The organism is Spirosoma montaniterrae, from assembly GCF_001988955.1.
GTDB classification, from domain to species: Bacteria; Bacteroidota; Bacteroidia; order Cytophagales; family Spirosomataceae; genus Spirosoma; species Spirosoma montaniterrae.
The window spans coordinates 2056142-2069817 of sequence record NZ_CP014263.1 but is presented as its reverse complement, the minus strand read 5'-3'; the positions used below and the strand labels follow the sequence as shown (position 1 = coordinate 2069817).

Genomic DNA, 13676 nt, shown 5'->3' with positions numbered 1-13676 from the left:
GGTCAGGTGCGTTCGATACCACCAATTTGCTCCAGTAACCAGTCGCGTTTGAGTTTGGTGACGGGCACCTGCGCCCCGTCGGCCATGAGCAGATAGCCGCCATCCTGCCGCACAATTTTGGTTAAGTAAGCTGGGTTGATGAGGTGCGAGTGATGGGTTCGGACGAAGCCGCTGGTATCGAGAGCCTGTTCTACTTCTTTCAGGGTGCGGCAAATCAGCAGCGTTCGATTGTTGGTCAGGTAGATGTGCGTGTAGCTGGCATCGGCCATGCAGCGAACGATGTCGGCAATTTCAACAATGGCGTGGCCCTCGTTGGTAGGCAGGGCAATACGGCTGCGGGGCGCGGTTGTGGGCGTCTGATACTGCTCGCGCAACAGGCTCAACTGGGCTTGATGCAACTGCCGCACACTGCGCTGCTGCCACCGAACAATCACCTCACGGAGTTCGTCTTCCCGAATCGGCTTGAGCAGATAACTCAGCGCACTGTACCGAAAGGCCCGAATGGCGTATTGGTCGTAGGCGGTGGTAAAAATAACGTCGAACGAAAACGGGTCGAGCTGAGCGAGCAGGTCGAAGCCGTTCAGACGCGGCATTTCGATGTCGAGAAACAGCAGGTCGAACGGCGTGGTGCGGAGCGTTTCTAAGGCAACTTCGGGCTGGTTGAACTGCGCTATAATCTCTACGCCCATGCCGAGTTTCCGGAGCTTCAGTGCCAACAGTTCGGTAGCAAGCTTTTCGTCGTCAAGTAAGATAACTTTCATGGTTTCTGAAGCGACAGGGCCAGCCGGTAGGTCATCCGAACGAGTGTGCCGGTTTGTTCATTGCCTTCTAAATCAAGTAACTGCACGTCGAGTTGTGAGGGGTAATTGCGGTTGAAGAGTTCGATGCGCTGCTGCGTAATTGCCATGCCATACGACTTTCGGGCCGAGGCTGAGCGGCTTTTGAGGTCGGCGGCCCGCTGTCGGCCAATGCCGTTGTCTTCAATCTCGAACCGCAGCGTTTGGGCGTCCTGTACCAGCAACCGAACCCACAGCCGTTTGTCGGGCCGCTTACTCTGGCGCAGGCCGTGCCAGATGGCATTTTCAACGAAAGGCTGTAACAGCAACGGTGGCAGCAGCACCTCATCCTGGTCAATGGCCGTGTTGGTTTCGATACTGTATTGAAATTCGTCGCCAAACCGGGTTGCTTCCAGCTCGAGGTAGAGCCGCAGCCCCGTCAGTTCTTCCGACAGCCGAACGGTGTCTTCGTTCGAGTGGTTGAGAATGAGCCGCAGCAGTCGCGAAAAATTCGACAGGTAGCGCGACGCTTTCTCTTCGTCGCCCTTCAGCACAAAATACTCGATGGTGTTCAGGCTGTTGAACAGAAAATGGGGGTTCATCTGGCTTCGCAGGGCCAGCATTTCAACCTCGGCCAGCCGTTTTTCGTAGGCCGTTCGCTGTTCTATTTCCTCAATGTAAGCTGTTTGACTGGCCTGCCGTTCGCGGTCGATGAGCCGGATGCGGTGGGCCATTGCTATGCCAAATACGATGATTTCGAGCAGAATTCCCAGCGGCAACATCAGCAGGTTATCAACGTAGCCCGGCATGGTCGTATCGCGCAGAATGATACCACCCGCCCGGAGCGAGGCCAATATGCCGATGCCCGTCAGCAGCGCATTGCCAATCAGCACGTAGCGCGTCAGTATCGACGGCACGGCGCGGGCTACCCAGCCGAGTATCCAGACGTGCGCTCCAATAAACACGCCCCGGTTGAACCAGTATCCGAGTTGCTGAAGTCCTTCGTCGTTGGTGAGTATCAATAAACCGGCATAGAGTGTGCTGTAAACAACGGCCACGCGGGCGCACCACCGCATCCGGCTACTCACCACCGGGTGGATTCGATTAAGGTCGAGCAGTTCAATTAGAAAGTACAGATAAGCTCCCCAGCCCGCCCAAACAATGGGGTCGAGTAAATGGGCTTTTACCAGCGGAAACTGACCGAACCAGTGGCCCAGCGGGGTGTATGAACGCGTTTTCAGCAGCGAGTACAAACACCCGGCCAGCACGTACAGACCGTAGAAAAGATACAGCCGCTGCCGGTCGTAGCTGTAGAGCAGGACCACCAGCAGCAGAAAAAACAGCAGGGCACCCTGTATCCAGGATCGGTACAGCAACTCCGGTGCGTTTTGCTGCCGTTCGTACAGAATAGTCTGTCTGTAAGACTGTTCGTTGAGCAGCAGTACACCTAATCTGGGCCGGGGCAGGGGTGAGGCCGTGATCGGGTCAAGCACCGACCGCGCCCGTGCAATCTGAATCCAGAGCGAACAGGTCTGACGCGGGGCAAGCCGCAACGGCGCGTAGTGTTCGTTTTCGGGCGTTGGCCAGTCGGCTGCGGGTATCATAGTGCCAAATCGCAGCGAATCGACCCGCGCCGACGTTTCCACAAACGCGCTGACGACCTGGTTATTGGCACTCGACAAATAGACGGTTTGGGCTGTGGGGCTATCGTTTTGTAGGCATACGTGCAGCCAGTATGCCTGCTGCCCGGTGGTGAGCAAACCGGTCCGAAGGGGCTGAGCGGGCTGGGTGCGCACAAAAAGCCAGTCGGCGTTGAGCGGGGCAGGTGTCAGGGTGGCCCGGTTGTAGAGCGAAAGCGGGCGGGCGAGTTCCTGCACCCGGATGGTGTCGGGTAGGGCCATAGCCGCATAACCCGCCAGCAACAGGCCACAAAGCAGACTCCTGAAAATGCCCGGTCTATTCATTGGGCCAATACTACACAAACGCCTTCACTTTCAATAATGGCAATCAACACAGAACGGATGTCGGCCTACGCACAGGCGATTTCAGTTGACGAAACGCTGACGAAACATTGACTCAAACCCGATGCCGATAGACCCAAATGCCCTGCCGATTGGTTAGGCTATCCGCCTGTTCACGAGCCTACTTACGTTCGGGTCATTATTTCACTATACGTAGCAAAAAAACAGAAATGACGAACAACCGACTTATGAGCGTGGTCGTGCTGACAGTAGTTCTGACGGCCCCGGCGGCACTGGCGCAGGTGCGTGTTTACGACCCGAAAGAAACCGCCGAACGCAACGTGGAAGGCCGCGTGAATGGCCGCATCGATCAGGGCATCAACCGGGGCTTAGATAAAGTCGAAGAAGGCATCGGTACTATTTTCAAGAAGAAAGAAAAGAAACCCCGAAGCCAGAAACCTGCCGATGATACCTACGATCAGTCAACGCCGGAAGCCGAAACCAACGAAACGGTGAATGCACCCGAAAAAGCGTCGGGCCGGCAGCGGGCAGGCAGAGAGCCGGTCGCCAGTAGGGCCGACGAACCCCGTAGTTTGAGAGCCTACAGCAAGTTCGACTTTGTGCCGGGCGAAAAGGTAGTGGCTGTGGAAGACTTCGCGCAGGATGCCGTAGGCGATTTTCCGGCCAAATGGAACACCAACGCCAGTGGCGAAGTGGTAACGCTCGACGGGCAATCCGGCAAGTGGCTGGCTGTTACTCAAAACGGCTATCTCTATCCCGAATTTCTGAAGGTATTGCCCGAAAACTTCACGCTGGAAATGAACATGGTTATTACGCCGGGGCTGGATAACAATATGCTTGGCACGGCCCTGTGGTTTCTCGATAGCAAAGCCTATCCCAACCTGCTTCAGTCGGGTACGGTCAATGCAGTACAGGTGCAGTTGCACCCCGGTGGTGGCGATAAAGGGTATAGTTATGTCAAGGCTTGGGATGCCGCCGATGCCGAGCGGCTGACCAACGAACTGTATACGGATCAGTGGGTAAGCGGAAAAAAACCAACGGTTAAATTGTCGGTATGGAGGCAGAAAACCCGGCTGCGCGTTTATCTTGACGAAACAAAAATCTGGGACATTCCCCGCGCCTTCGACCCGGCAACCCCCTACCGGCTGTTGCTGGAACGCGGCTTTTTTACGACCGAGAATCAGGCGTGGTACCTCAGCAATCTGCGCGTGGCTGTAGGTACGCCCGATACCCGCAGTAAACTCATCACCGAGGGCAAATTCAGCACGACCGGCATTCTGTTCGATGTGAACTCGGCTACTATCAAACCCGAATCTTACGGGGTGCTGAAAGAAATCGGGACGGTGCTGAAAGAGAACGCGAGTGTGCAGGTGAAAATCATTGGGCATACCGACGCCGATGGTGACGACGCCAGCAATCTTGCCCTCTCCAAACGCCGGGCCGATTCGGTGAGGGCCGCGCTATCGAAAGAGTTTGGCATCGACGCCAGCCGTATGGATACCGATGGGAAGGGCGAAAGCCAGCCCGTTGGCTCCAACACCACCGCCGAGGGCAAAGCCAACAACCGTCGGGTTGAATTTATTAAGTTGTAGTCAGGCACACAGGCCCAGCGCATGTTTACCCAATCGAAAGAACACGGCAAACTACTGGTGGAAATGACCGCTGGCGACGGGATGCAAACCTACGCAGCGGCAACTCTGGCAAGAGCATCGGCAGAATTTCGCCCGCCTGCGTGTTCATGAAGGCTTACCCGTGTCTGGTAGATAAAAAGGCGAAAACTGCGTGGTTTCGCCTTTTTTTTGTATCTTTAGGGAGCGATAGCTATGAATTGACCGGGCGAAAAAGCCCTGAATGTCCACTGAAAAAGTTCCGCTGCTATTCATGATGCACGACGAAAATTCCGAGCCGATAGACGACGACCTTTTACAACCCGACGCGGCTCTGCCCGCCGATGGTGCCGAACTCGCCGACGCCCCGGAGCCGGTTAATGAACAAACCCATCCAACAGAAGAAGTCCTGCACGATCAAACCGTAGTGTCGGGGCTTTACGAAAATTACTTTCTCGATTACGCTTCGTATGTCATTCTCGAACGGGCCGTGCCTGCCGTTGAAGACGGTCTTAAACCCGTGCAACGCCGGATTCTGCACGCCCTCAGAGAAATGGACGATGGCCGCTTCAACAAAGTAGCCAACGTGATCGGGCAAACCATGCAGTATCATCCCCATGGCGATGCGTCCATCGGCGAAGCTCTCGTTAACATCGGTCAGAAAGAACTGCTGTTCGATACACAGGGGAGTTGGGGCGACGTGCGCACGGGCGACGGTGCAGCGGCCCCGCGTTACATTGAAGTACGGCTGTCGAAGTTTGCGCTCGACACGGTGTATAATGATAAAACTACCGAGTGGCAGCTCAGCTACGACGGTCGCAAAAAAGAGCCGGTCACGCTGCCGGTGAAGTTTCCGCTGCTGCTGGCGCAGGGTGTAGAAGGCATCGCCGTGGGGCTTTCGACCAAGATTCTGCCCCACAATTTCAACGAACTCATCGAGGCATCGATTCAGATTCTGAAAGACAAGCCGGTGCAGCTATTCCCCGACTTTCAAACCGGCGGGCATATCGACGTCAGCAACTACAACGACGGGCATCGGGGGGGTAAAGTGCGGGTGCGGGCCAAAATTGAAGAAGTCGACAAAAAAACACTCGCCATCCGCGACGTGCCGTTTGGCGTAACAACCCCGCAGTTGATCGACTCCATTGTCAAGGCCGCTGAACTGGGTAAAATCCGCATAAAAGCTCCCAGCCGCAACGTAGCCGCCGTGGTTGATAATACGGCCAGAGACGTTGAAATTCTGGTGCATCTGCAACCCGGCGTTTCGCCCGACGTAACCATCGATGCGCTCTACGCCTTTACCGACTGCGAAGTCAGTATTTCGCCCAATGCCTGCGTCATTATTGGCGACAAGCCACACTTTGTGAGCGTAACCGACATTTTGCGCGTCAATACGCATCAGACAGTGCATCTGCTGCAACGGGAGCTCGAAATTCGGCGTAGTGAGCTAATGGAGCGGCTGCTGTATAGTTCGCTCGAAAAGATTTTTATCGAGAATCGCATCTACCGCAAAATTGAGGAGTGTGAAACGTTTGAAGCTGTTTTACAGACGATTGACAAAGCACTGAAACCGCATAAGAAGCTGTTTTACCGTGATATTACGGAAGACGACCTGATTCGGCTCACCGAAATCAAGATCAAGCGAATCTCGAAATACGACGGTTTCAAGGCCGATGAGCTGATGCGGAAGCTGGAGCAGGATCTGACCGAAACAGCAGACAACTTAGCCAACATTACCCGATACGCCATTGCCTATTATAAAGACCTGCAAAAGAAGTATGGTAAAGGCCGCGAACGCAAAACGGAGATTCGGGCCTTCAATACCATTGCCGCGAACGTGGTAGCGGCTGCCAACCAGAAACTATATGTCGACCGGGAGGGTGGGTTTATTGGCTACGGGCTGAAAAAAGACGAGTACGTTTCCGACTGTTCCGACATAGACGACATCGTTGTATTCCGGCGCGATGGCAAATGTGTGGTCACGAAAATTCAGGAAAAGATTTTCGTTGGCAAAGACATCATTTACGTGTCGGTGTTCAAGAAAAACGACGAGCGGAAGATTTATAACCTGGCCTACTTAGACGCCAAATCGGGCATTACGATGGTGAAGCGATTCCCCATTACGGGCGTCACGCGTGACCGCGAGTACGACCTGACAATGGGCAATCCGAAGTCGAAGATCACGTATTTTAGTGCCAACGACAACGGTGAGGCTGAGGTAATTACCGTAAACCTGACCGCACAGAGTTCAGCCAAAATCAAGCAGTTCGACTTCGATTTCGCTACAGTTGGCATTAAGAATCGTTCGGCGCAGGGCAATATCCTGACCAAATACCCGGTTCGGAAGATTACCCAGAAAACGGCAGGAACCTCCACGCTGGGTGGAGTAGACATCTGGTATGACGATCACCTCGGGCGGCTCAACCGCGATGAGCGGGGCAAACTACTCGGCAATTTCGATGCAAAAGACAGCATCTTGGTCGTGTATAAAGACGGGCAGTACGAGCTGACCAACTTCGACCTGACCAACCGATATGAGCCGAACGACATTGCCGTGCTGATGAAATTTGATCCCGAAACCGTGCTGTCGGCGGTGTACTATGAAGCTAATCAGAAAGCCTGGTACGTGAAGCGGTTCAAAGTAGAGACGACATCACTGGATAAGAAATTTAGCTATATTGGTGATGCGAAAGGCTCGAAAGCACTGGCCGTTACAACAGACCGGTATCCGCGCATCGAGCTGGTGCATCAGGTAAAAGATCGGGCTCCCATCGAGAAAATGGTGTTGGAACCAGAAGGTTTCATCGAAGTGCGGGGCTGGAAAGCATTGGGCAACAAACTACCGTTCGCTCGGGTAAAGGAAGTTAAATTATTGGCGCCGAAAGTGGTGAAAGAGGTGAAGATAGAGCCAATTGTAAACGTGGTAGCAGAAGAAAGTGAAACGGCTGAGCCGATACAGTTAGGATTATTTTCGTAACCGACATTACACCTTACAGGCTCAATATGGGGTCTGTAAGGTATTTACTTAATGCACACGACCTTGTCCACCGACTATTCAAACGAGACGCCCCGCGAAGCCGCCGGGGTGCGCGTAGTCAAGCGGACTATAAAAGTAGGCATTGCCATAGCCTTTTTTGGGGCTACGGTGATTCTTGCCTGCAATTGGTGGGTCGTATATAATACCCGTAATCAGATTTATTTTAATATTCACGAACTGCCTGCCAATGATGTCGGGCTGGTGTTGGGTACGAGTAAATTTGTGCGGTCGGGTAAAGAAAACCTGTTTTTCCGCTATCGTATGGAAGCAACGGCCCGCCTTTGGAAAGAGGGCAAGGTAAAATATCTGATACTGAGTGGAAACAATGATTCTGAATACTACAACGAACCGGCAGATATGCAGCGGGCGTTGGTAAAACTGGGTATTCCGGCATCGGCAATGACGCTTGATTATGCCGGATTTCGCACGTTCGATTCGGTAGTACGCTGTAAAGACGTTTTTAATCAGGAGAAAATCACCATCATCTCGCAGAACTTTCATAATGCCCGCGCGTTATTCATTGGCAACCACGAAGGAGTAGAAGCCATCGCTTTTGCGGCTCAGGACGTGCCCGACGGGTACTCCCTGCGAACGTTGGTGCGTGAGTATCTGGCTCGCCCTTACGCTATATTAGACGTTTATTTTTTTAGGCCACAGCCAACAAAGGAGAATCGGGAGAAAAGTAAAAATTCGTAATGACTATAGCATTCTGGGGGTCAGAAGACATTTTTCTGCTAAATAAGTTGGTTTTGCTGCTACTTTTGCCATAGTTGTACGTCATACAAATATGAAAACCTATAATACCCTTATCATAGAAGACGATCCGAGCGACCAGACAATACTTAAGCAAAATATTCAACGCTTACCGTATTTAACGGTGACAGGTGTGTTTGCCAATCCGTTGCATGCGCTGCCTATATTGGCTGATCGGGATATAAATTTGCTTTTCTTAGATGCCTCTCTGCCCGATATGAATGGGCTGGCATTTCTGGAATCAATCACTCATCGCCCTAATGTGATACTCGTAACCGCCGATCCGTCGTATGCGATAGCTGCTTTTGAGGTAGGCGTTGCCGACTATGTTGTTAAACCGTATACCTTCGCGCGGTTGGTGAAGGCTGTAGATCGGGCACTTGGGCATCGGTCAGAAACCCCCGTTGTGGAGAGCAATCCGTATATCTTTCTTAAGATGGGCCGGGAGTTTACTCGCATTCTTGTCAACGATATACAATTTATAGAAGCATTTGGCGCATTTAGTAAAGTGTATACACCTACTGACGTTATGATTGTCAGCGAACTTTTGTCGGATTTGCACGCACAATTACCGGAAGGTTCGTTTCTACGTATTCATAAATCATATATTGTCGCCAAGCAGAATGTTATGCGTATATCGGCTCGATTTATCACGATAAACAAAAATCAGTTGCCTATTGGAGCGAAGTATCGCCAGGAAGTAGAAAAATCACTGCGTTAAATAAAGCTGAATGTAGCTGGCGCATTGCGGCAGATGCTATTATGTTGCCTATACTGACGGGCAAGGAAGTGAGTTTGTTATTTTTTTTCGCTGTTCATATGATAATTAGCGTGTTCGTTTGGTTAGCAGCGGTCGACTGGATACGATAAGTGCCTGGTGTGTAACTTTGAAAAGTTGCATATACATCCTATTCCGCAATGACCCACCTCACCGACCACGAATTAGTATCATTGTACATTACAACGGCTGATGATCGTTATTATTCAGCACTATATACCCGTCATTATTGCCGGGTTTATCGAAGGTGTTTATCGTATACTGAAAGCGTTTTCGATTCAGAAGATTTCGCTCAGGATATTTTTGTTCGATTAGCCGATAAGTTACCCGCTTTTAAAGGCGATGCTCAGTTTACTACCTGGCTGCACGCTATAACGGTTAATTACTGTATCGATCAGAATCGGAAACGACAACAGGAGCAACTCCGGTACAAAATGTACTTTCGGGACATTTGTGCTGCTCAGGAAGTAAACCCGGATTCAGACCGGCTTCAGGCAGGTTTAGTTGAGAAAATATTAGACCGGCTATCGCGTCAGCAACGCGAGTTGTTGCTGGCTAAATACAAGGAAGGGAACCAAATCAAAGACATTGCCGAACAGCAGGATCTGACCCCGAGTGCGGTGAAGATGCGCATCAAACGTGCTCGTGACCGTGCCCGCTATCTCTATTTTAAGCTTCAGTATCAGGAGGATTAGCCAAGTGTTGCGGCCTTTAGTGAATGATTTTTATTATTGGTAAATAAGAAACAAGAATTTTTGGGCTATGTTGTACAATCTGAAAGAAAAGATACCGTTTAATCAACAAATAAACGCGCTTTTCTTTCTATGAAATCTAATTACCTTTTGGGCGTTGCTGCCTTGTTATGGACTGCCACGGCCTGCCAGTCAGATCAGGAAACGAATCAGACACCCGCGCCAGTAGCCTCATCCGTACATGCCGAGAATTCGTCGTTGGGCGAGGCAGCCCCGGCCATGCCAGACCTGACCGGAGCGCGGGTTGCAGCCGCATCGACTACACAACAGCAGGAGATTCTTACGTACATCAATCAGGCCCGCTCCAAACCCTGTCAGTGTGGCACAACAACGTACCCTGCTGTACCGGCACTCTCGCTGAACACCCAACTTAATGCCGCGTCGGATAAGCACGCGCTCGACATGGCTACCAACAATTACTTCAGCCATACCGGGCGCGACGGTTCGCAACCCTGGGATCGTATGACCCGCGAAGGGTACGTTTGGCGGGCCGCTGGCGAAAATATTGCAGCAGGCTATACAACAACCCGCGCAGTGGTCGATGGCTGGCTGCGGTCGCCGGGGCACTGCCGGAATATCATGAGTGCTAATTTCAAAGACCTCGGCGTTGGCTACGCTTATTCAGCAGGGAGTACGTATCGTCATTATTGGGTAACTAATTTTGGCACGCGTCGGTAAAACGCACACTTTTTCTACAATACATGGGCCAGTCAGCAGATCGCTAACTGGCCCATGTATTGTAGAAAAGGCTTATTCAACCGGTCTATATAATCGACGGATTTTGTCTCGAGTGCGTTTAAGTCGCATCTTCACTGCACTATCTTTGAGTGAAAATTGCGTAGCGATGGCCTTAATATCAAGACCATCTTCGTATTTAAGGCGTAGTAACTGCGTTTCTTCAGGGCTGATAGCGTCCATCGCCTGATTCAGTTGCTGAAGTTGCATCTCCAGGTGCTCATGTTCGCTGGTATCGTTCCAGAAAAGCTCATGTTCAGCTTCAAGTTCGATTGTAGCGGTTCGGTGGGCATAACGGATTTGATCCATGCAGTAGTTGTACGAGATAGAATACAACCAGGTGGAGAACGTAGAATGAGCTTTAAAGTTGCTCAGGTTACCATACACGCGCAGAAAGATGTCGTGCGTAAAGTCTTCGGCCTTGCTGGAATCTTTAGTGAGCGATAAGCATCGGCGATACACTTTACTAACGTAACGAGTATACAGCGTCTCGAAGTAGTTATTCTGCTGGGTATGCAGATACATTCGGATGAGTTCCTCATCTTTAAGCTGATAGTAATTCGTCATTGTTGGGTTAGAGTTGTAGAGAGTTGGCAAAAGAGGACCTGAGATTTAGTTCAGGAATGCTGTTTCATAGGCATCGGCGGGAGTAAAAAAGTGACGTGTGTGAACGTTAGCCAGCGGGGCAGATTGCCCCAATGCTTATTTTCTACTTGTAAAGTAGCTTGTTTAAGTAAAACTTAAGTTACGTTGACCCAACATTTGTGTCAAGATTTACTATTCGGTAGCCTAAATAACCACTTAGACGGCTGTATACGCGTTGAGGAATAACAGCTTTCCTATAGAATAAACTGGCTCATATCGCGGTTTTTTACCAAATCATTTAATTTGGTACTAACCATTTCTTTAGTAATCACAAGGTGAGCGTTGGCACCGATAACGTCGGGAATATCGAACATGAAATCGTTCATAAGATGACTCAACACGGTCTGTAAACGGCGGGCACCGATGTTTTCTATTTCGGCGTTCACCTCAAAGGCAATCCGGGCCAGTTCGCGCAGGGCGTCGTCGTTGAAGGTCAGGCCCACGTTTTCGGCCTGCAACATGGCTTCGTACTGCTTTGTCAGCGCGTTTTTAGGTTCTTTTAAAATCTGATAGAAATCGTCTTCCGACAGGCTTTGCAGCTCTACCCGAATGGGGAAACGTCCCTGCAACTCGGGAATCAGGTCGCTGGGTTTGGCAACGTGAAACGCGCCCGCAGCAACAAACAGGATATGGTCGGTATGAATGACGCCGTATTTTGTATTCACCGCACTGCCTTCTACAATCGGCAGCAGGTCGCGCTGGACGCCCTCGCGGCTAACGTCGGGACCACCGCCCCCGTTGCCCGACCGGGCCGACGCTACTTTGTCGATTTCATCGATAAAAATAATCCCGGCGTCGGCGGCTTTGCGAATGGCCTCTTCCTTCACCTCGTCCATATCGATGAGTTTAGCGGCTTCTTCTTCGAGCAGAATTGTGCGGGCCTCGGCAATGGTCACTTTGCGCTTTTTGCCGCGCTTGGGCATCATGCCGCCAATCATTTCCTGGATGTTCATCATCGACAAATCATCGACCGAGCCGCCCATAACGCCAATGCTGGGCATTTGACTCTGCTGCACGTCGATGTCGATTTTACGGTCGTCCATTTCGCCGGAGCGGATTTTGTCGCGGAAACGTTCGCGGGTGCGCTCGTTTAGCTCCGAATCCGAATCGGCAGGAATGGTCTCAAAGCCAACGTGTTGGCCGTTGGCGGGTTTAACGGGCGGAATCAGAATGTCGAGAATGGCATCTTCAACAGCCTGCTGCGCCCGTGCCTTTACGGCTTCTTTCTTGGCGGCCCGAACCATATTTACAGCCTGCTCGACTAAATCGCGCACCATACTTTCTACGTCGCGGCCCACATAACCGACCTCGGTAAATTTCGATGCTTCAACTTTTATGAATGGCGCATCGGCCAGTTTGGCGAGCCGTCGGGCAATTTCGGTTTTGCCAACGCCCGTGGCCCCAATCATCAGGATGTTATTGGGCGTGATTTCGCGCTGCATATCGTCGGGAGCATTCATCCGACGCCAGCGGTTGCGCAGGGCAATAGCTACGTTACGCTTGGCGTCGTGCTGCCCGATAATGTATTGATCTAATTCGGCAACAATCTGCCGGGGAGTCAGGTCTTTCAGTACTTCAGTCATTGATTCTTTAGAGACGTTGGGTGTCGCTACGGCTTAGAAACATCATAAACCGGAAAATGTGCGATTTGGCTGGGTAAATTTTAAAAATAGCTGTAAACTACGCCTGTATTATCGCCCAACCGAGACCGACATGAGTGAAATTAAAAAAGAAGACATCAAACAGGAGGTGTTTGATTTGTACGACGACTATGCTCACGACCGGATCGACCGGCGTGACTTTGTGCAGCGGCTATCAGCTTATGCCGTAGGCGGACTAACGGTGTCGGCTCTGATGGGCTTCCTGATGCCCGATTACAAAGGCGGGATTAAAATCAAAGCCGACGATCCCCGCCTGCAATCTGACTATGTTACGTATCCATCGCCCAAAGGGGGCGGCTCCATCAAAGCGTTGGTGTCGATGCCAGTGAATACGAGCCAGAAATTGGGCGGCATTGTGGTTGTTCACGAAAACCGGGGCCTGAATCCGCATATTGCCGACGTGGCCCGACGGGCTGCACTCAGTGGATTTGTGTCTGTTGCCCCCGACGCGTTAACGCCATTGGGCGGGTATCCGGGCAACGACGACGAGGGCCGTGCGCTGCAAAGCAAACGGAACCGCAACGAGATGCTGGAGGATTTCATTGCTGCCTACGACTATCTGAAAACCCACAATAACTGTAACGGTAAGATTGGCGTGGTTGGGTTTTGTTTTGGTGGCTGGATTGCCAACATGATGGCCGTGCGGATTCCCGGTTTGGCTGCTTCGGTGCCGTTCTATGGCGGGCAACCCGGCCTTGAAGACGTGCCGAACATAAAAGCTCCGCTGCTGCTGCATTATGCCGAACTCGACACCCGCGTAAACGAGGGCTGGCCCGCTTATGAAGCCGCGTTGAAACAGCATAACAAAGCCTACACGGCGCATATGTATGCCAATGCCAACCACGGCTTTCACAACGATACCACCCCCCGCTACGACAAAGCAGCCGCCGAACTGGCCTGGCAGCGCACCGTCGATTTTTTCAAAAAGAACCTGACGTAGCCGTAGTTAA

General features: G+C 51.7%; 12 protein-coding genes. 8 read left to right on the top strand and 4 right to left on the bottom strand.

Features of this window, described 5'->3' with window-relative positions:
• Positions 1–2: 2 nt before the first annotated feature.
• On the bottom strand, positions 3–761 hold the full coding sequence (locus tag AWR27_RS09055; RefSeq protein ID WP_077130873.1) for a LytR/AlgR family response regulator transcription factor: 759 nt from the start codon (positions 759–761) through the stop codon (positions 3–5).
• Positions 758–2740 (bottom strand): sensor histidine kinase, encoded by a 1983-nt coding sequence (locus AWR27_RS09050; protein WP_077130872.1) that lies wholly within the window; start codon positions 2738–2740, stop codon positions 758–760. The genes AWR27_RS09055 and AWR27_RS09050 overlap by 4 nt, the downstream gene beginning before the upstream one ends.
• A gap of 227 nt (positions 2741–2967) precedes the next feature.
• Between AWR27_RS09050 and AWR27_RS09045 the strand changes: the two genes are divergently transcribed.
• From AWR27_RS09045 to AWR27_RS09020, 7 genes are all read left to right on the top strand, one after another.
• Entirely contained in the window at positions 2968–4350 is a 1383-nt protein-coding gene (locus tag AWR27_RS09045) for an OmpA family protein (protein ID WP_077130871.1), read from the top strand.
• Between the two features lie 21 nt (positions 4351–4371).
• Positions 4372–4500 carry a hypothetical protein gene (locus AWR27_RS25965; protein WP_257788525.1) on the top strand — a complete coding sequence of 43 codons (129 nt, stop codon included), beginning with the start codon at positions 4372–4374 and terminating at the stop codon, positions 4498–4500.
• 139 nt (positions 4501–4639) lie between these two features.
• Entirely contained in the window at positions 4640–7342 is a 2703-nt protein-coding gene (locus tag AWR27_RS09040; protein WP_077133899.1) for a DNA gyrase/topoisomerase IV subunit A, read from the top strand.
• A 51-nt stretch (positions 7343–7393) separates the two neighbouring features.
• Positions 7394–8098, top strand: coding sequence for a SanA/YdcF family protein (locus AWR27_RS09035; RefSeq protein WP_083732800.1), 705 nt, complete (start codon positions 7394–7396; stop codon positions 8096–8098).
• 91 nt (positions 8099–8189) lie between these two features.
• Complete coding sequence (locus tag AWR27_RS09030; RefSeq protein ID WP_077130870.1) at positions 8190–8876, top strand: LytR/AlgR family response regulator transcription factor; 687 nt, start codon at positions 8190–8192, stop codon at positions 8874–8876.
• A 197-nt stretch (positions 8877–9073) separates the two neighbouring features.
• A complete protein-coding gene (locus AWR27_RS09025) occupies positions 9074–9628 on the top strand; it encodes an RNA polymerase sigma factor (RefSeq protein ID WP_077130869.1) in 555 nt (184 codons plus the stop codon).
• A gap of 129 nt (positions 9629–9757) precedes the next feature.
• The gene (locus tag AWR27_RS09020) at positions 9758–10363 is read left to right on the top strand and encodes a CAP domain-containing protein (RefSeq protein WP_077130868.1); all 606 of its coding nucleotides are present in this window, start codon (positions 9758–9760) and stop codon (positions 10361–10363) included.
• A gap of 72 nt (positions 10364–10435) precedes the next feature.
• Here AWR27_RS09020 and AWR27_RS09015 read toward each other — a convergent pair whose 3' ends face one another.
• On the bottom strand, positions 10436–10987 hold the full coding sequence (locus tag AWR27_RS09015) for an RNA polymerase sigma factor (protein ID WP_077130867.1): 552 nt from the start codon (positions 10985–10987) through the stop codon (positions 10436–10438).
• A gap of 272 nt (positions 10988–11259) precedes the next feature.
• The gene (gene hslU, locus AWR27_RS09010) at positions 11260–12648 is read right to left on the bottom strand and encodes an ATP-dependent protease ATPase subunit HslU (protein WP_077130866.1); all 1389 of its coding nucleotides are present in this window, start codon (positions 12646–12648) and stop codon (positions 11260–11262) included.
• 130 nt (positions 12649–12778) lie between these two features.
• On the opposite strand from hslU, the gene AWR27_RS09005 reads away from it, so the two are divergent.
• Positions 12779–13666, top strand: a complete 888-nt coding sequence (locus AWR27_RS09005) for a dienelactone hydrolase family protein (protein WP_077133897.1) — start codon at positions 12779–12781, stop codon at positions 13664–13666.
• Positions 13667–13676: the final 10 nt, after the last annotated feature.